The 18,083-nt window shown below is 66.8% G+C and carries 17 protein-coding genes; 12 read left to right on the top strand and 5 right to left on the bottom strand.

Features of this window, described 5'->3' with window-relative positions:
* Positions 1–198: 198 nt before the first annotated feature.
* Entirely contained in the window at positions 199–1,638 is a 1,440-nt protein-coding gene (locus P2869_RS25625; RefSeq protein WP_277598339.1) for a polysaccharide pyruvyl transferase family protein, read from the bottom strand.
* Between the two features lie 12 nt (positions 1,639–1,650).
* Complete coding sequence (locus P2869_RS25630; RefSeq protein ID WP_277598340.1) at positions 1,651–2,904, bottom strand: aromatic ring-hydroxylating dioxygenase subunit alpha; 1,254 nt, start codon at positions 2,902–2,904, stop codon at positions 1,651–1,653.
* Between the two features lie 437 nt (positions 2,905–3,341).
* On the opposite strand from P2869_RS25630, the gene P2869_RS25635 reads away from it, so the two are divergent.
* A complete protein-coding gene (locus P2869_RS25635; RefSeq protein ID WP_017775531.1) occupies positions 3,342–4,061 on the top strand; it encodes a FadR/GntR family transcriptional regulator in 720 nt (239 codons plus the stop codon).
* Positions 4,062–4,069: 8 nt separating this feature from the next.
* Here the strand turns inward: P2869_RS25635 and P2869_RS25640 are convergent, their stop codons facing one another.
* Entirely contained in the window at positions 4,070–5,812 is a 1,743-nt protein-coding gene (locus P2869_RS25640) for an IlvD/Edd family dehydratase (protein ID WP_017775530.1), read from the bottom strand.
* Between the two features lie 499 nt (positions 5,813–6,311).
* On the opposite strand from P2869_RS25640, the gene P2869_RS25645 reads away from it, so the two are divergent.
* From P2869_RS25645 to yjfF, 4 genes are read left to right on the top strand one after another with little or no spacing between them, the layout of a single operon-like run.
* Positions 6,312–7,277, top strand: coding sequence for an ABC transporter substrate-binding protein (locus P2869_RS25645; RefSeq protein ID WP_017775529.1), 966 nt, complete (start codon positions 6,312–6,314; stop codon positions 7,275–7,277).
* Positions 7,278–7,290: 13 nt separating this feature from the next.
* On the top strand, positions 7,291–8,808 hold the full coding sequence (locus tag P2869_RS25650; protein ID WP_017775528.1) for a sugar ABC transporter ATP-binding protein: 1,518 nt from the start codon (positions 7,291–7,293) through the stop codon (positions 8,806–8,808).
* Positions 8,805–9,842, top strand: coding sequence for an ABC transporter permease (locus P2869_RS25655; protein ID WP_277598341.1), 1,038 nt, complete (start codon positions 8,805–8,807; stop codon positions 9,840–9,842). Before P2869_RS25650 ends, P2869_RS25655 begins: the two co-directional genes overlap by 4 nt.
* Entirely contained in the window at positions 9,839–10,963 is a 1,125-nt protein-coding gene (gene yjfF / locus P2869_RS25660) for a galactofuranose ABC transporter, permease protein YjfF (protein ID WP_126877227.1), read from the top strand. The genes P2869_RS25655 and yjfF overlap by 4 nt, the downstream gene beginning before the upstream one ends.
* 84 nt (positions 10,964–11,047) lie before the next feature.
* Here the strand turns inward: yjfF and P2869_RS25665 are convergent, their stop codons facing one another.
* Positions 11,048–11,449 carry a hypothetical protein gene (locus P2869_RS25665; RefSeq protein WP_277598342.1) on the bottom strand — a complete coding sequence of 134 codons (402 nt, stop codon included), beginning with the start codon at positions 11,447–11,449 and terminating at the stop codon, positions 11,048–11,050.
* A 76-nt stretch (positions 11,450–11,525) separates the two neighbouring features.
* Positions 11,526–12,122, bottom strand: coding sequence for a hypothetical protein (locus P2869_RS25670; protein ID WP_017775524.1), 597 nt, complete (start codon positions 12,120–12,122; stop codon positions 11,526–11,528).
* A 269-nt stretch (positions 12,123–12,391) separates the two neighbouring features.
* On the opposite strand from P2869_RS25670, the gene P2869_RS25675 reads away from it, so the two are divergent.
* The 7 genes from P2869_RS25675 to P2869_RS25705 all read left to right on the top strand — a co-directional run bounded on the left by P2869_RS25675 (position 12,392) and on the right by P2869_RS25705 (position 17,881).
* On the top strand, positions 12,392–12,643 hold the full coding sequence (locus P2869_RS25675) for a hypothetical protein (RefSeq protein WP_051062039.1): 252 nt from the start codon (positions 12,392–12,394) through the stop codon (positions 12,641–12,643).
* A gap of 41 nt (positions 12,644–12,684) precedes the next feature.
* Complete coding sequence (locus P2869_RS25680) at positions 12,685–13,038, top strand: hypothetical protein (protein ID WP_017775522.1); 354 nt, start codon at positions 12,685–12,687, stop codon at positions 13,036–13,038.
* A gap of 434 nt (positions 13,039–13,472) precedes the next feature.
* Positions 13,473–14,132 carry an NAD(P)H-dependent oxidoreductase gene (locus P2869_RS25685; RefSeq protein ID WP_277598343.1) on the top strand — a complete coding sequence of 220 codons (660 nt, stop codon included), beginning with the start codon at positions 13,473–13,475 and terminating at the stop codon, positions 14,130–14,132.
* Positions 14,133–14,343: 211 nt separating this feature from the next.
* Entirely contained in the window at positions 14,344–14,598 is a 255-nt protein-coding gene (locus P2869_RS25690; protein ID WP_277598344.1) for a transcriptional regulator, read from the top strand.
* Between the two features lie 94 nt (positions 14,599–14,692).
* On the top strand, positions 14,693–15,604 hold the full coding sequence (locus P2869_RS25695; RefSeq protein WP_277598345.1) for a ferritin-like domain-containing protein: 912 nt from the start codon (positions 14,693–14,695) through the stop codon (positions 15,602–15,604).
* Positions 15,605–15,629: 25 nt separating this feature from the next.
* Complete coding sequence (gene iaaH, locus P2869_RS25700; RefSeq protein ID WP_277598346.1) at positions 15,630–17,084, top strand: indoleacetamide hydrolase; 1,455 nt, start codon at positions 15,630–15,632, stop codon at positions 17,082–17,084.
* Complete coding sequence (locus P2869_RS25705) at positions 17,081–17,881, top strand: CDP-diacylglycerol diphosphatase (protein WP_277598347.1); 801 nt, start codon at positions 17,081–17,083, stop codon at positions 17,879–17,881. The genes iaaH and P2869_RS25705 overlap by 4 nt, the downstream gene beginning before the upstream one ends.
* Positions 17,882–18,083 lie beyond the last annotated feature (202 nt).

Genomic DNA, 18,083 nt, shown 5'->3' on the forward strand with positions numbered 1-18,083 from the left:
TCCGAGGAAACATTCCGAAGAACGTTGATGACACGATACGCCGCCAGGCGCCGGGCCAATGCCTCGAAGTAGCGGGGTTCTCTGGCCGATTTCGCCCTTTCGGCGGCGCAGGGTGCGGTACCAGACGGTGTCGGGCTGATCAGACGATTATGCGTTCGTACACGGCGTCGGGCCCGCCGGGATTACCGGTTCGAGGCTCTACCGCTGGCCCACGGCCGCCGCGAGCCATTCGCCCATCTGGTCGAGCCGCATCTGCTCGCGTCTTGCGAGCAAGGCGTAGGCGTCGCGCAGCGCATCGATGGCGGGTTGCGGCTGGCAGAGGCGCGCAAGCGCCCGTTCGCCGCCGTCCGGGTCCGTGCAGCGCGCGAACCAGCCGGGAAACCCGCCTTCGGTCAGCAGCCGGTCGATGCGCGCGTCCATCGAAAGACCGAACACCGGCACGCGGCTCGCAATCGCCACCACGGCCGCGTGGTAGCGCGTCGTCACCACACGCGCGGCATGGGCCACGGTGCCTGCGACGTCGTCCAGCGTCGCGGTGCCCCGCGCCATGATCGGCACGTCGAAGGGCACACGCGCCGCGATGGCTTCGCAGGCAGCCCGGTCGAGCCGCTCCATGGCCACCAGCACGGGCGGAAAGCCTTGCTTGCGAAAGCGTTCGGCCAGTCCGGCGAAGCGTTCGACATAGGCCTCGTACGCCGCCTCCCGCGCATCGTCCCACGTGTGGAAATGAAACGGGCCGTAGCGCAGCGGGGAGCTTGCGCGCTGGGCGTCGAGCGCCTTCGCCCGCGCCACGTCCGCGGTGACGGGCCACCAGAACGGATTGTTCGGACACAGCGCCACATAGTTCGCCGGCAACGCCGCCACGCGCGCGGTGCGCACCGGCGTCCAGCTCCAGGCGCAGTCCGCGCCCGGCAGCGAGGCGATGTCGAGCGACGCCAGGTGCTCGCGCGCCGCGTCGTTGCGGCAGAAGATGTGCGCGCCTGTTGTTGCCGCCGCCCGCGCGAAGCGGGCCAGGGCGTCCGTCATCTCGCCGCTGTCGATGCCCCATGCGACGCCTCTGACCTGCGCATCGCCGTTCGCTGCGGCGGGCGCCCCGGTCGCTCCCGCCGCCCCGGCCACGCTCGCCAGCGCGACGCCGCCGATCAGCATGCCCGAGAGCGAGTCCGAGAATTTCGACGTGTAGGTGGACCCTTCCACGTTGAGCACGAGGTCGTAGTCGGGTATGGCGGCGGCGAACGCATCGGGCACGTAGGGCAACTGCACGGGCATGCGCGGGGTGGCGGCCAGCACCGGGTGATCGAAGAGATCGCCCAGTGCAAAGAGTTCGATCCTCAAGCCCTCGCCGCGGTCGTCGCGCTCGCTGAACAGACGTTGCAGGTGGCGGATGGTTTGGATGGTCCGCAGGTCCGCGCCCGTGTTGCCCGCGCCCGCGTAGCTCAACAGCAGCACGCGCAGCGCGCGGCCGGTGCGAGGCCGCGGGGAACGCGGGGGATAAGGCTGACGGCGGGCGGCCTCGATGCGCTCCAGCATGTCGTCCAGAAATACCGCGTCGGGGTCCGGCGCGTTGACATAGCGTTGCAGCGCGGCCATGGACCGCGTGGCGTCGTCGGCGAGAAACGAACTGAGCGTGGCCGTCATGCGGGCTCGTGGCTAGGCAAGGTTGAGCATCTTCCAGAACGCCGCGGCTGGGTCGTCGGAATGGGCCGGATCGTTTGGGCCTTGCGAGGTGGCGTGGTTGGCCGGCGAGTCCGGCTGTGAAGCGGGCTGTGGACCGGGTTGCTGTGGAGCGGACTGCTGTGGAGCGCCCTGCGCAGCAGGCCGTTGACCGGCCAACGACGCGCCGGCATCCGTAGCGCCCGCCGCGCCCTCCCCGCCCGCCGCTTCGCGGGCAAGCTTCGCTTCCATGATGCGGCGCGCGCGCACGGCGCCCTTGTCGATGGTCAGCATCGCCGGCTGCATCGACCAGAAGTCGCGATCGCCGATCGCACGCTGCTGCGCTTCGAGCATCGGGAGGTCCTCGTTCCTGAAGGGCTCCATGATTCCTTCGATCGCTTGATCGACGATCGCCTGGCCCGCTTCGCCCATCTCGCGCGGCAGCCCGAACGAGAAAAAGTAGTGCGTGGTGGTGGTCGTTTCCGGCGTGAGCCAGTGGGCCGACGGCGAGACCCGCGCGTTTTCCGGCGGCGCGCCCGTTTCGTTGAGGCCCACGGCGATGGCCAGCAGCCCCGGCGCATTCCAGCGCACGTCGAACCAGCGGTCGACACTCGCGCCCTCCGCTACGCCGAACGAGCGTGCCATGAACGGCTGCACGATCTCGCGGTGCGCCTCGCGCCTGACCCAGACGGTCTCGTCGTCGCTTGCGAACTGGACGTTGCCGCGCGCCATGGCGTCGCTGCCGAGCGTGCCGGGGTGCAGGAACTGGAAGTGGCTCAGGTCGAGCAGGTTGTCGACGCTCAGCTGATAGTGCGCCTGCGTGCGCAGATAGCCTTCGCTCGTGTAGCGATGTGCCGGATCCAGAAAGCCGAAGTCGGGCAACGCGCTCGCCTCGGCGCGCGCCGGGTCGCCGGGCCAGATCCAGACCGCGCCGTAGCGCTCGAGCAGCGGGTAGTCACGCACCTTCGCGCCCGCGGGCACGCGCCCGTCGCCGTGCGGATTGTGCGTGCATTCGCCCGCCGCGCCGAAGCGCAGCCCGTGATACGGACATTCGATCGCGCCGTCCACGCACCGCCCGCGCGAAAGCGGCGCGAAGCGATGCGGGCAGCGGTCGTCGAGCGCCACGGGCGCGCCCGCGGAATCGCGAAAGAAGACGATGGGCTGGTCGAGCAGCGTGCGCGCAAGCGGCACGTCGGGTTTCACCTCGCTGCTGAAGGCGGCCACGTACCAGGCGTTGCGAAGGAAAGGCATCGGCTTTTATCGACAAAAGACGGGATGCTCCCGATGGTACGAACGCGTCCGCTCAGGCATTCTGAAAAAAGCTCAACAGCAAGCGGGCCACTGCGTTTTGCGAGCCGCCGCTGCGCATCGGCGTTCCAGCGAGCGTGACGCCTCGACGGATGCCGCCGTTTCGCGCGGCTGCGGACAAGGCAGCACACGGCGACGTACGGCGAGCCACGGCAAGACACGGCGAAAGACGGCGAAAGGCGCGCCGGCGCGCAAAAACCTGCGTGCTATGCTGTTGCAGCGCTACCCCGTGGCGTCACCGGCTGTTGCAGGACGGCGAAGCGCGGACAGCAACATCGGCAATCGAGGCGAACGTCGCAACGATTCACCCAAAGCAAACAGCCATCGCGGCGCTTGCATGGGAAGGCAAGCGGCGGCAGTACGCCCCCCCTCTGGACACCATGGACTACCGGCATCTTCAGAACCGCAAGAGCATGCACGCCCGCATCGTGCAGGAGCTCGGCATCGAAATCGTCAGCGGCAAGCTCAAGCCCGGCGAACGGCTGCCCGCCGAACCGATGCTCTGCGAAACCTATGGCGTGAGCCGGCCCGTGCTGCGCGAGGCGACGCGCGTGCTGGTGGCGAAGGGGCTGGTGGTGTCGAAGCCGCGCGTGGGCAGCGTGGTGCGGCCGCGCGAAGAATGGCACATGCTGGACCCGGACGTGCTCTACTGGACCATCAACAGCGTGCCGGAAAGCGCGTTCTTCCATTCGCTGCTCGCCGTGCGCCGCATCATCGAGCCGGCCGCCGCAGCGCTCGCGGCCACGGCAGCCACGGACGAAGACCTCAAGCGCATCGGCTCCGCCTTCGAACGCATGGAGCACGCACCCACGGTGGGCGACCTGCTCGCGCCCGACCTCGAATTTCACCGCGCCATCATGGCGGCCACGCACAACGACATGCTGGCCTACATCGGCAACATGCTGTCGCTCGCGTTATCGGAATCCATCAAGCTGACGAGCCGCCATCCGGACACGCACGCCCTTTCGCTGCCGCGTCACAAGGCGATACTCACGGCGCTGCAAAACCGCGACCCGCTAGGCGCGCGCCACGCGAGCCTCGTGCAGCTCGAAAACGCACGCGCGGATGCCGACAGCGTGCTCGGCCCCGTCCACATCTAATTGCACATCTAGTGCGAATGGCGGGGCACTTCCGCCCCGCGGCACCCCACGAGGAAATCGAAGTCGCAGCCTTCGTCGGCCTGCAACACGTGTTCGACGTAAAGCTTGCGATAGCCGCTCGTGTCGGCGAGCAGCGTTTGCTGCGCCGCTTTCCATTGCGCGAGGCGCGCGGTCATGTCGGCGTCCGTGATGTCGAGATGCAGGCGGCCGGTCTCGCAGTCCAGTTCGATCCAGTCGCCGTCGCGCACGATGGCAAGCGGGCCGCCCGCGCGTGCTTCCGGCGCGACGTGCAGCACCACCGTGCCATACGCCGTGCCGCTCATGCGCGCATCCGAAATACGCACCATGTCTTTCACGCCTTCGCGCAGGAGCTTCGGCGGCAGACCCATGTTGCCGACCTCGGCCATGCCGGGGTAACCCTTCGGACCGCAGTTCTTCATGACGAGCACGGAATTCGCGTCCACGTCGAGCGCCGGGTCGGCGATGCGCGCCTTGTAGTCTTCGAGGTTTTCGAACACCACCGCGCGGCCGCGATGCTTGAGCAGTTCAGGCGTCGCTGCGGACGGCTTCAGCACCGCGCCGTTCGGCGCGAGATTGCCGCGCAGCACGCACAGGCCGCCGTCCGCCACGAGCGGCTTGTCGAGCGGGCGGATCACTTCGTCGTTGTAGTTCGGCGCCGCGCGCACGTTGTCCCACAGCGTCTTGCCGTTCGCGGTGAGCGCGTCGGGATGCGGCAGGAGCCCGGCTTCGCCCAGGCGTCGCAGCACCGCGGGCAGACCGCCCGCGTAATAGAACTCCTCCATCAGAAAACGCCCTGACGGTTGCAGGTCGACGAGGGTGGGCGTGTGGCGGCCAATGCGCGTCCAGTCGTCCAGTTCGAGCGGCACGCCCACGCGGCCGGCAATTGCCTTCAGATGAATGGCCGCGTTGGTCGAGCCGCCAATCGCCGCGTTCACGCGAATGGCGTTTTCGAAGGCTGCGCGCGTGAGCAGTTTCGAGATTCGCAGGTCGTCCCACACCATGTCGACAATGCGCATGCCGGAGAGATGCGCCATCACGTAGCGGCGCGCGTCCACGGCCGGAATCGCCGCGTTGTGCGGGAGCGTGACGCCCAGCGCCTCGGCCATGCAGGCCATCGTGGAAGCCGTGCCCATCGTGTTGCAGGTGCCGGCCGAGCGCGACATGCCCGCCTCCGCGGACATGAATTCGTCGAGCGAAATGCGCCCCGCTTTCACGGCCTCGCTCAACTGCCAGACGATGGTGCCCGAGCCGATGTCGTGGCCCTCATGCTTGCCGTTGAGCATTGGCCCGCCCGTGACGAGAATGGCCGGCACGTCGCAGCTCGCGGCGCCCATCAGCAGCGCGGGCGTGGTCTTGTCGCAGCCGGCGAGCAGCACGACCGCGTCGATGGGGTTGCCGCGAATCGACTCTTCCACGTCCATGCTCGCAAGGTTGCGCGTGAACATCGCCGTGGGCCGCAGATTCGATTCGCCGTTCGAAAAGACCGGAAATTCCACGGGGAAACCACCGGCTTCGTAGATGCCGCGCTTCACGTGCTCCGCGAGCTTGCGGAAATGCGCGTTGCACGGCGTGAGTTCCGACCACGTATTGCAGATGCCGATAATCGGCTTGCCTGCGAATTCGTGGTCCGGAATGCCCTGGTTTTTCATCCAGCTGCGGTACATGAAGCCATTTTTGTCGGCGCTGCCGAACCATTCGGCCGAACGCAGCTTGCGGGTTTTATCTGTCATGGGAAGGGTCCATTTTTCCGATGCTGCAACGCGGGGCGCAAATGGTGGGACGACGGCAATTTATTGCCGTCCTTATCAACAAATAGCATGACTATTTATTCGCGCTAGGTGGGGAAAACACGGATCACATGCGGCTGTTTCGGTGAATATAGTATGTCTATTAATCATCCTGACCATGCCACATTTCGGGATGAAAAATGACCGAAGCAGACTCACAGAACCTGAGAAAAAAAGCGCAGAAGAAAGCCGGAATCGAGCCAGCAATAACGCGGCCACAAGACATCCGGCATTACAGGATTAACAGGCAACACCCAGGCAACACCCAGGCGACACCCAGGCAACAAACAGGCAACACCAGGGCAGCAATCAGCAGTCGGCAACACAGCAGTCACAGCAGGGCCTGCAGGAACCGGTGCTTGCCGCTGTCGGGCACATAGACCCGACTCAGGACGCGAACGGCGGTGCCGGATACCAACGACACGAACCGGAGACACACCCCATGGAACCCACGAAACGCATGACGCTTCGCGTGCTGCTTGCCGCCGCATTCGCGCTGACCGCTGTCAGCAGCCATGCGGACGAGAAAAAGATCACGCTCGGCTTTGCGCAGGTCGGCGCCGAAAGCGCATGGCGCACCGCCAATACGGTCTCGATCAAGAGCGCCGCGAAGGAAGCGGGCATCAATCTGAAATTCTCGGATGCCCAGCAGAAACAGGAAAACCAGATCAAGGCGATTCGTTCGTACATCGCGCAAAAGGTGGACGTGATCGCGTTTTCGCCCGTGGTCGAATCCGGCTGGGAGCCGGTGCTGACCGAAGCGAAAGCGGCCGGCATTCCGGTGATTCTCACCGACCGTTCCATCGACGTGAAAGACCAGTCGCTCTACACCACGATGATCGGCTCCGACTTCCTCGAAGAAGGCCGGCGCGCGGGCAAGTGGCTGGAAGACCGTTATCGCAACGACGCCGGCCCTATCAACATCGTCGAATTGCAGGGCACGGTGGGCTCCGCGCCCGCGAACGACCGCCATGCGGGCCTGATGGAAGTGATCAAGAACGATCCGAAGTTCAAGATCATCGCGTCGCAGAGCGGCGACTTCACGCTGGCGGGCGGCAAGCAGGTCATGGAAGCGTTCGTGAAGACCTACGGCAAGCAGATGAACGTGGTCTACGCGCATAACGACGACATGGCACTGGGCGCAATCCAGGCCATGGAAGAAGCGGGCATGAAGCCGGGCAAGGACGTGAGCGTCGTCTCGTTCGACGCCACGCACGGCGGCTTTCAGGCGATGGTCGCGGGCAAGATCAACGTGGACGTGGAATGCAGCCCGCTGCTCGGGCCGCAGCTCATGACCGCGGTGAAGGACCTCGTGGCCGGCAAGCAGTTGCCCAAGCGCATCGTGACGAACGAAACGGTGTTCCCGCAGAGCGTCGCGGCGCAGATCATGCCGCAGCGCAAGTACTAAGCCACGGCACCCTATGGCGGCTAACGCGATACTCGAGACGACGGGCGTCAGCAAGTCCTTTCCGGGCGTGCGGGCGCTCAACCAGGTCGACTTCCGGCTCTTTCCCGGCGAGATCCACACGTTGATGGGGCAGAACGGCGCCGGCAAGTCGACGCTCATCAACGTGCTCACCGGCGTGCATGCACACGACGCCGGCGAGATCCGGCTGGACGGCAAGCCCGTGAGTTTCGCGACGCCGCTCGAAGCGGAAGCGGCCGGCGTTCGCACGCTCTACCAGGAAATCAACCTGTGCCCCAACCTTTCTGTGGCGGAGAACGTGTTTGCCGGCCGCCAGCCGAAACGGCGCGGCGCGATCGACTGGAAGACCATCAACGCGCGTGCCGCCGACGCACTGGCGGCGCTCAACGTGACGCTCGACGTCACGCGTTCGCTGGACGCGTATCCCGTCGCCGTGCAGCAGATGGTGGCCATCGCGCGCGCTGTGTCCGTGGATGCGCGCGTGCTGATTCTCGACGAGCCCACCTCGAGTCTGGACGACAGCGAGGTGGCGCGTCTTTTCGCGGTGCTGCGCAAGCTGCGCGAGTCGGGCATCGCGATCCTGTTCGTCACGCACTTTCTCGAACAAACCTACGCGGTGTCGGACCGCATCACCGTGATGCGCAACGGCGAACGCGAAGGCGAATACCTCGCGAAAGACCTGCCCATGACGCAGCTCGTCGCGAAGATGGTGGGGCATGAAGGCATGAGCGAGCGGCTGGAACGCGACGTCGCAGAGCGAAAGGCGGCGCCCACGGGCGACGCGCGGCCCTTCGTGGAAATGCGCGGCGTCTCGCGCCGCGGACTCATGAACCCCGTGGATCTCGACATCGCGCAAGGCCAGATTGTCGGGCTCGCGGGGCTGCTCGGTTCGGGCCGCACCGAAACGGCGCGGCTCCTCTTCGGCGCGGAAAAGGCCGACGGCGGCGAAGTGAGCATCGGCGGACGACGCGTGAAGCTGCGCTCGCCGCACGACGCGGTGCGCCACGGCATCGGCTATTGCCCGGAAGACCGCAAGAAGGAAGGCATCATCGCCGACCTGCCGCTGCGCGAAAACATCGTGCTCGCGCTCCAGGCGCGGCGCGGCTGGTGGCGCGCCATTGGCCGCGCGAAGCAGCGCGAGATGGCGGACAGCTACATCAAGCTGCTGGGCATCAAGGCGCGCGATGCCGAACAGCCCATCGGCCTGCTCTCGGGCGGCAATCAGCAAAAGGCGCTGCTCGCGCGCTGGCTCGCCACCGAACCGAAAATGCTGATTCTCGACGAACCCACGCGCGGCATCGACGTGGCCGCGAAATTCGAAATCATGGACCGCGTGCTGTCGTTCTGCGCGAAGGGGCTCGCCATTCTGTTCATCTCGTCGGAAGTGAGCGAGGTGGTGCGCGTGAGCGACCGCATTGCCGTGCTACGCGACCGCCGCAAGGTCGCCGAAGTGACGTCCGAGGCGGCCTCCGAAGACCACGTCTACCGGCTCATTGCGGGAGGCGAACGATGAAACTCGTCAGAACGGCGCTCGCGCATCCGCTCGTGTGGCCGGTGGTCACGCTCGTGCTGCTCACGCTGCTCGATCTCGCGCACAACAGCGCGTTTCTTTCCATCCGTATGCTGGACGGTCACCTGTTCGGCGCGCCCATCGACATCCTGAACCGCGCGGCGCCGCTCGTGATCGTATCGCTCGGCATGACGCTCGTGATCGCCACGCGCGGCATCGACATTTCGGTGGGCGCGGTGGTGGCGATTGCGGGCGCCGCAGCGGCAACGGTGCTCGCGGACGACCCATCGCAAGTCGGGCTCGCGCTCGCCGCGGCGCTGGGCACCGGCATCGCGGCCGGCGTGTGGAACGGGCTGCTGGTCGCGTTCGTGGGCATGCAGCCCATCATCGCCACGCTGATCCTGATGGTGGCGGGCCGCGGCATCGCGCAATTGCTCACAGGCGGCCAGATCATTCCGATCGGCGCGCCCGGCTATCTCGTGCTTGGCGACGGCTACCTCGTGAGCGTGCCGTGTTCGGTGTGGATCGCACTGGCGGCCATCGTCGCGACGGCGCTGCTCGTGAACCGCACGGCGCTTGGGCTCTTCATTCGCGCCATCGGTATCAATCCGGTTGCCACGCGTCTTGCGGGCCTGCGTTCGGCGTCCATCGTGTTCGGCGTCTATGTGTTCTGCGGCGTGGCTGCCGCGGTCGCGGGCATTCTCGCCAGTTCCAACGTGCGCAGCGCCGACGGCAACAATGCGGGTCTGCTGCTCGAACTCGACGCGATTCTCGCCGTCACGCTGGGCGGCACGTCGCTCGCAGGCGGGCGCTTCAGCCTGGCGGGTACCGTGCTGGGCGCGCTCATCATCCAGACGCTCACGTACACCACCTACTCCATCGGCGTGCCGCCCGAAGCGACGCTCGTCGTGAAGGCTGCCGTCGTGCTCGTGGTGAGCGTGATCCAGTCGGCCACCATCCGCGCGCTGCTCGCGCGCCATCTCCAACGTGTCCTGCCTGCCGCGCGGACCCGGCCTATCGTCGAGGCATCCGAATGAGCGCCCTCAATTCCGGACCGCGCCGCCCGCTGCGCGAGCGCTGGCTGCGTCCGCTGATCGACCCGCGCACGCTGCCCATCGCCGTCACCGTCATGCTGTTCGCCGCGCTGTTCGGCTTTGGCTCGGTGATGTACACGGGCTTCTTCTCGCTGCAGGTGCTGCTCGGCCTGCTCGTGGACAACTCGTTTTTGCTCATCATCGCGATCGGCATGACGTTCGTGATCGTCTCGGGCGGCATCGACCTTTCGGTGGGCGCCGTGCTCGCCCTCACCACGATTCTGTGCGCGGTGGGCTCCGAGCGGCTGCATTGGCCCGTGTGGGCCATCGTGGTGGTGGTGCTCGCGTTCGGCGCGCTCTACGGCGCCGCGATGGGCGCGCTGATCCACTTCCTCAAGCTGCAACCGTTCATCGTGACGCTGGCGGGCATGTTCCTCGCGCGCGGCACGTGCTTTCTCATCACGACGCAGTCCATCACGATCAACGACCCCGCCTTTCACGCGATTGCCGGCTTCAGCGTGCGCGCGGGCAGCGGGTCGCTGAACGCGGGCGCGCTGGTGGCCATCGTCACGCTCTTCGTCGCCATCTATATCGCGCACTACACGCGCTTCGGACGCAACGTCTACGCTGTGGGCGGCAACGAGCGCTCAGCGCTGCTGATGGGTCTACCCGTGGCGCGCACGAAGGTGCTCGTCTACGCGTTCAGCGGTTTTTGCTCCGCGCTGGGCGGGCTCGTGTTCACGCTCTACGTGCTCTCCGGCTACGGCTTGCAGGGCCAAGGCATGGAACTGGATGCGATTGCGGCCACGGTGATCGGCGGCACGCTCTTGACGGGCGGCGTGGGCTACGTGATCGGCTCGGTGTTCGGCGTGGGCATTTTGGGCACCATCCAGACGCTCATCACCTTCGACGGCACGCTCAGCTCGTGGTGGACGCGCATCGTGATCGGCGCCCTGCTCTGCGCGTTCTGCCTGCTGCAACGCGTGATCGAACGGCAGGCAACGCGCCGCAAGTCCGACGGCACAGGCGCCGGTGCGGGCGCGAAGGCCGGCCGCAAGCGGCGCACGGAGCCCGACGGTGGCGCGCTGGCTACCCAGGGCGGAACGGGGGAGCTGGCGGGATGAATGCGACGCGGCACGGGTGACGCGATAAGGGTGACGCGATAAGCGTCGCGAGTTGAGCGCGGCGGGTTGAACGCCGCGTGCCGTTCACGACGGCGTGAGCCTCAGCAACAGCCGCCACGTACGCCACGCCAGCAACACGATGTGCAGCGCAAGACCGAGCGAAAACACCACGATCAGACACACGGCGGTCTTGCGCGAATCGTAGTGCAGCGCAGCCAGCGGCTCGTGCGAAACGAGCGAAACAGCCTCGCGCACGATGCCGAGCGCATCCGGCACAAACACCAGCGCCACGCACACCGAGAGCACCGCGAGCGGCACGACGCGGGCGCGCAGCACCATCCTCACCTGATGCCGCCGCGGCCCGGCGTCGGCGGCGCGCGCCGGCACGGGCATTTCCAGCGCGTGGGCGATCTCGGGATACCACAAGCCATACAGCACGGTGACGGCCGCGGTCAGGAGCGACGCGGCGGCAAGCAGGTCGGTCATGCGGGCGGGCCTCCTTTGGGCTGCGGTTGGTGCTTTGGAGTTTCAGCGCTCAAGCGTTCCAGTTGCCCGGCTGGCTTCATCCATCGCCGAGATGATCGGTCTGCGGCGGCACTCCGAGCAGCTTGCACAATTGCTCGTAGCTCGACGGCCGGATGTCGTAGGTCGACACGCTGCCGCGCCGGCGCGTGACCGGCGTGAGCGTGCCGTCGGCGGCGGCGAGCAGCTTGTTCAGCTCGTCCACGATGTTCGTGTTGTTGAGCACCATGGTGTAGACGCCGCCCTCGCGGTCGTAGGCGAGATTCGTCATGGACGCCGCCATGGTGGCCCGCAGCCCTTCCTGCAACTGATACTGATATTTCGAGAGCACCGAGCGGATCAGCCGCCGGCTTTCCGCCGACGTGGTCTGGAACAGCGCGGAGACGAACTGCTCGTCGGGAATGCGGCCCGCAAGCGCAATCGAGATCAGCAGGTACAGCCGGTATTCGAGCATGTCGCTGCCGCGCTTGAGCACCTTCTGCCCGCGGTACATGGAAAGGTATTCGCTCAGCGCCGCCTCGGCATGCCGGCCCAGCACGCCGGGCAACGCGGCAGCGTCGCAGCCGAGAATGCGGGCCAGTTCCTGCGCGCCTTCCGGGTCGAGCCGGTCGGGCGGAATCGTCACCGTGATCTGCATGGGCGGCCTCACCTGCTGGAACTTCCAGCTTGCGGTTTATGGGAAATCCTGTATAAATGTACAGTATGCTGCGCGCCGCCGGTTCACATCGCGCGAGTATTTTTCAGAGAAAATTCCTGCCGGAACGGAGTGCCATGGGTGCCATGGAAACAGGGGTTCACGCTATGCGCAACGGCAACGCGGCGCAGGGCACACGCGACGCTGCGGGTAACGAAGCGCAGCGCGTGCCGCCCGGCACAGCGGCCCACACGCACCCCATCACGCACCCCATGCCGGAGGTGGCGGCGTTCGTCGCGCAGTTGCGGCAGGCATTCGGCGACGCGGTGATCGAAGAAGCCATCCATCGCGGCAAGGCTGGCGAGCCGGCTTTTTTCGCGGCGGAGAACGGTCGGACAGTCGGCACGCGGGCGCCGGCGTCTACGCAGTCGTGGGTGGTGGACGCCGCGGTGCGCGACCGGTATTACTGCCCAGGCTGCGACGGTTCGTGTGTGGGAACCGGCGCGCACTGCCGCCGCCCATGAAGTGCGAAACAACGGGCGCTACGGCGATACGGAGAAACGACGTGCGATTCATTCTGACGGGTGCGGTGCTGTGCGCCCTGCTGTTCGACTTCAGCTTGCCGGCGCTGGCCGGCGAGCACTACGTCGAGGTGTGGAACCCGCCCGAAGCGCGGCAGCGCCTGCACAAGCCGGCGGCCGGCGCGCGCAAGGGGTCGCGCCAGAAGCGGGCACAAAACGGCGACCACACCACGGCGCGCAAAGTCGCAGATCCGGCTGCGGCCGGCTCGGGCAGCGCTGCGGGCAATGGAACCGGCGCTGGGGCTGGGGCAGGCGCCGGCCGCACGAAACGGCCACTCGATCTCGATCACGACATTCCGCGCAAGATCGGCCCGGACGGAAACATCATGCAGGTTTGAAGACGCAATGGCGCCGCGTCTACGTAGCGCCGCGCCCACATAGCGCTGCGGCTGCACGCTGACCACACAAAAAAAACTCCGGCACCTTCCGGTGGCCGGAGCCCAGTCCCATGTCAAGGAGTGTCATCAAAAGAGGAGACGGCTTCATCGTAGCCAGTCGTCGCCCGCCTCCACAACGAATGCTTTCGCATATGCTTATCGCGGCGCTCGCGCGCGATCTCTCATCTTCCTCTCCCCGCGCTGCAATACCCTCGTCGCCTCATATCGTTAGCACGAAAAGTCGGTTCGCGCGGCTACCCCCGGTCACTAAGATGGCGGTTCAGGCTTACAGCCTGCCTTGATTTCGGCTTCGTGCTTCCCCTGTCCGGTCCGTTGCCGTCGCGCGTTCCCCGCGCCGCGAGCGCGCCGGCTTCCGCTAACGAAGGAGCATTGCGTTGACCCTTTTCGATTCTTCCCGCCGGCCGCTCATCGTGGGCATTGGCGGTACGACGCGCGCCGCGTCGTCCACGGAGCGCGCGCTCGACTTTGCGTTGCGCGGCGCCGAAAGCGCCGGCGCGCGCACACAACGCTTCGGCGGCGAGTTTCTGCATCGGTTGCCGCACTACGCGCCTGAAAACCCCGAACGCACGCAGGAGCAGCGCGAACTGATCGAAGCCGTACGCGCCGCCGACGCGCTCGTCATCGCCACGCCCGGCTATCACGGCGGCGTCTCGGGCCTCGTGAAAAACGCGCTGGATACGCTCGAAGAACTGCGCAACGACGAGCGTCCCTATCTCGACGGACGCGCCGTCGGCTGCATCGTGACCACCTATGGCTGGCAGGCCGCCGGTTCGGTGCTGACCTCGCTGCGCGCCATCGTCCATGCGCTGCGCGGCTGGCCTACGCCGTTCGGCGCCGGCATCAACACGCTCGAGACGCGCTTCGAGACGCCGCACACGTGTTCGGACCCGAAGGTGGTCGATCAACTGGCGACGGTGGGCAAACAGGCCGCGCAATTCGCCATCGCGTTCAACGCGGGGCGCGCCGAAGAAGAGGATGAGGCAGTCGCATCGGCGGCGCATCGCAGTGCGCGGCTGCTGAGCCTTGCCGGTTGATGACGTGCCGAGGGCGACGGGCCGGGCCTTCGCGCTCGGCCATGGAAGCTCGCGCATGCAGGCGAGGCGCTCATCCTCGTCTCTCTCGTCCCTCATGAGCGTTCCACACCGCCATCGATTTGCTTGCGAAGAAAGATTGGTTCCGCCGCCGCGTTGCGTGCCGTAGGCTGCTCTTCAGTCATCCAATGAAGCAACCCTGCACGCGAGCACCATGAACCGGGCCATCCAATACAAGGGCTACGCGGTCACGCCAGTCGCCCAGCGTCTGCCGAACGGCCTCTTCGCCGCCGGCCTCACCATCGAGCGCGTCGCCATCGAACGGGTGGCCACGGAGACCGCTGCCGCCAACGAAAGCGACGCGCGTTCGTTCGATGCCCTCGACTACTTCTTCGACGAGGAACATGCCCTCGCCTATGCGTCCCGCTGGGGCCGCCTGTGGATCGACAACCGCAAACGCGGACAGTAACCGGCCCAGCGCGCCGCGCATTGCCGCCGTCACGGCGCCGCTGCGAGGGGTGTGACAGAATAGGCGGCATCCTCGCCGCCTGCTCTCGCGCTCCATGTCCGATACCCTGTCGCATGTTGCAGAAGACCACGCCGACGCCGATACGGCGTTCCGCCGCTGGACGTTCGACACGCCCGGTCCCGTGCGCATCGGCTCCGATGAACACCGGCGCATGTTCTGCCGGATGCTGCTCGACACCCACCACCCCTACAAGCCCGCCGTCATCGACTGGCCGCCGCTCGCGCCCGACGCGCTCGCGCGCCTCACGTCGCTGCCCATCTGGGACATGGCCGTGCAGACCGAAGGCCGCGCCTCGGTGCGCGTGAGGACCTACGCCGCGAGCATCCGCGAGCCGCTCCTTGCCGAAGCGCTCGCGCTCGACGCCGCCGAGGAAGCGCGCCACAAGGGCGTGCTCTCGAAGCTCGTGCAGGCCTACGGCATTGCGCTTGCGCCGGAGCCCGACTACATCGAGCCGCGCGACGCCGAATGGGCCTGGATGCTCACGGGCTACAGCGAGTGCATCGACAGCTTCTTCGCCTTCGGGCTCTTTCGCGCCGCGCGGGAATCGGGTTACTTTCCCGAGCCGCTCGTCGAAACCTTCGAGCCCGTGATCCAGGAAGAAGCACGCCACATTCTCTTCTTCGTGAACTGGGTGACCTGGTACCGGCGCAATCTGCCGTGGTGGCAGCGTCCGTGGCACGCGCTGCGCGTGGCGGCAATCTGGATTGCGCTCGTGCGCGAACGGCTCGCCATTGCCCGCGGCATCGACGCAGACGGCGGCGTGCACGACTCCAACTTTCTTGCCGCCAATCGCGGCACGCTCAACGCAACGCTGACGCCGAAAGCGCTCCTCGACATGTGCCTCGAAGAAAACGAGCGGCGCATGAGCGGCTACGACGCAAGGCTGGTGCGTCCTTCGGTGATGCCCGCCGTCGCGCGCTTCGCGCTGCGTTTTCTGAAACGATGACAAACCTGGGTGAGGAGCCTTGCGCATGACGTGGAGCGTCGACACACAACTCGCCTTGACCGCGGTGCAGGCCGTGCAAGCCATCCAGGCAGGCCATCTGAAGGCCACCGATTACGTCGCGACACTGCTCGCCAGAGCGCAGGCGCTCGCGAATCTCAACGCACTGACCGAACTCGACGTGGAAGGCGCACTGGCCGACGCCCGCCGCATCGACTCCATGACGCCCGAGGCGCGCGCCTTGCTGCCGCTCGCGGGCTTGCCCGTCGTCATCAAGGACAACATCAATACGCGGCGGCTCCGCACGACGGCCGGCACGCCTGCGCTCGCCGGCTTCAGGGCCGCTGACGACGCGCCGTCGGCGAAGCGTCTGTTCGAAGCAGGCGCCATCCTGCTCGGCAAGGCCAACATGCACGAACTCGCGCTCGGCATTACGAGCACCAATCTGAGCACGCACGCGGGCCCCGTGCGCAACCCTTACGACCCGGGGCTGATCCCCGGCGGCTCGTCGGGCGGCACGGCCGCCGCCATCGCGGCGCGCATCGTGCCGGCCGGCCTCGGCAGCGATACCGGCGGCTCGACGCGCATTCCGGCCGCGCTGACCGGCATTGCGGGCTTCAGGCCCTCGGTGGGCGACGGCGGCGCGGCGCGCCGCTATCACGATCCGCAGGCCGTGGTGCCCATTTCGCACACACGCGACACCGTAGGCCCGATGGCGCGCACCGTCGCCGACATCGCGCTGCTCGACGGCGTCATCACGGGCGACGCCACGCTGCCCGACGTATCGCTCGCGACGCTCAGAATCGGCCTGCCTGCGCCGCTGTGGGAGGGCCTCGAACGCGCGCTGGAGACAACGGCACGCGACGCGCTCAAGCAGCTCGAAGCGGCCGGCGTGACGTTCGTGGAAGTGGCCATGGCGGACCTGCTCATGCTCGACGAACGCACGGGCGGCCCCGTCGCGATCCACGAAGCGGGCGAGGACGTGCACGACTGGCTCGTCGCGAACCGCGCGCCGGTGAAGACCGTGGCCGCGCTTGCCGCGAGTATCGCGAGCCCCGACGTGCGCCGCGCCTACGACGCGATACTCGACGGCGGCTGGCGCGACGCGTACCACGAGGCGATCACCGTGTGGCGGCCGAAGCTCCAGCAGCACTATGCCGAGACCTTCGCGACTCACCGGCTCGATGCCCTGCTCTTTCCCACCACGATGCTCGCCGCCGTGCCGCTCGACGAAGTGAACGGCTCGTCGAGCGTCTCCATCGACGGCGGCCCGCCCGTCAACGAGATGAACGCCTATCTGCGCAATACCGACCCCGCAAGCAACGCCGGCGTGCCCGGCCTCTCGCTGCCGGCCGGCCTCACGTCCGCGAAACTGCCGGTGGGACTGGAACTGGACGGACCACTCGGCAGCGACCGCCGGCTGCTCGCCATCGGCATGGCGTTCGAAGAGATTCTCGGCCCACTGCCCGCGCCCGTGCTATGAGCGGCGTGCGCCTCGCCCAATACGTGCCGCGCACACAGATGCCGCGCGCCCTTTCCATCGCATTCACTGCGCTGACCGCGTGCCTTGCCGTGCTGGCGAGCACGGCGTGCACGCACCTGGCCGCCGTCGATTCGAACGCGTTGTGGAAGATCGTAGGCGGCCAGTGCGTGCCGGCCGCGCAGGCGTCGCGGCCGCCGGGACCGTGCACGAAGGTGGATTTGCAGGCGCATTACGCGCTGCTCAAGGACATCAATGGCGCTGCGCAATATCTGCTGATTCCGACCGATCGCGTTGCGGGCATCGAAAGCCCCGAGATTCTCTACGCCGGCTCGCCCGAGTACTGGGCCGACGCATGGACCTCGCGGCACTACGTCGAAACGCGCGTGAAGCGCACGCTCGCCGCGGATCAGATCGGGCTCGAGATCAACTCGGCGCATCGGCGCTCGCAAAACCAGTTGCATATCCACATCGATTGCCTGCGGCCCGACGTGACGAGCGCGCTTGCGCCCCATCGAACCGATTCGCCCAACACGTGGCGCGAAATGACGCTGGACGGCAACCGCTACCGCGTCATGCGCGTGACGAGCCTGAAAGACGCGAGCAATCCCTTCCGCATCGTGGCGCGCAGCCTGCCGGATGGGCAGGCCATGGACACGCAGACGATTCTCGTGACCGGCGCGGGGGCGGATGCCGGCGATGGATGGATTGTGGTGAACAGCAGTCTGGATGGCGACGATGGGACGGGGACGGCGGAGGGATTGCTGGACCACGCCTGCCGGGTGGGGACGGCGGGGTGAACTTCGCGGATGGTTCTTGCCCGATGTGCTGTCGAGCCAATGCGCGCGGCGTCGTGTGGCGACCAACAAGCTTCGACATCAGTTCTGCTTTCGACAGCCGTCGTTCAGCCTGGCCACGAACGCACGACAATTCCATACGCCGCATGCCATGCTTCGCCGCGTTGATTACATCGGATGTAATTGGCGCAATGAACGACCGCTT

It is taken from the genome of Paraburkholderia sp. SUR17 (genome assembly GCF_029536165.1).
GTDB lineage: Bacteria > Pseudomonadota > Gammaproteobacteria > Burkholderiales > Burkholderiaceae > Paraburkholderia > Paraburkholderia kururiensis.